Source organism: Streptomyces barringtoniae (assembly GCF_020819595.1).
Taxonomy (GTDB): domain Bacteria; phylum Actinomycetota; class Actinomycetes; order Streptomycetales; family Streptomycetaceae; genus Streptomyces; species Streptomyces barringtoniae.
The window spans coordinates 1-635 of record NZ_JAJHNP010000098.1; the positions used below are offsets into that span (position 1 = coordinate 1).

Genomic DNA, 635 nt, shown 5'->3' on the forward strand with positions numbered 1-635 from the left:
GCGATGTTGTCCCAGATCGCGATCGAGTCGGGCTGCCAGCGGAACCGCACCTGTAGCTCGGGAATGCGCGCCTGCAGGCCCAGCTCGTGGAGCAGTTCCCGGCTCTCGTCCTCGGGAAGTCCGACGATGCGGGTGGTGAACGGCTCGTTGACGTACAGGGTCTTGCGCCCGGTGCGCGGGTGCCGCACGACGACCGGGTGCTCCACCGGAGGCAGGAAGACGCGCAGCGCCTCGATCTGCTCCGGTGTCATGAACGTACCCCAGCTGGGCCCCCAGTCGTGTACGGCGGTGAGGCCCTCGATACGCTGCTTCATCTCGTCGCCGAGGTTGTCGTAGGCGGCGGCCATGTCGGCCCACATGGTGTCACCGCCGGCCGACGGGACCTCGAGCGAGCGGAGCACCGAACCCAGGGCGGGCGCGGCCATGAACGAGTGGTCGCTGTGCCAGATGTTCTCCTGGCCGATGGCCGTCGCGTCCTTCGCCAGCCGTGAGACGCCGGCGGTGTCGCCCTTGGGGAAGAACGGGTTCGGCTCCGGCTCCCCCCACACCGCGGCCAGGGCCAGGTGGGCGTCGGCACCGAAGTCGTGCTGGTCACGGAAGAAGATCACCTTCCATTCGAGCAGCGCCTGCCGCAG

At 69.0% G+C, this 635-nt stretch carries 1 protein-coding gene; it reads right to left on the minus strand.

Annotated features, from left to right (window positions below; all coding sequences use genetic code 11):
- A partial coding sequence (locus LMU33_RS40880) for a TauD/TfdA dioxygenase family protein (RefSeq protein ID WP_228627191.1) occupies positions 1-635 on the minus strand: 635 nt, incomplete at both ends.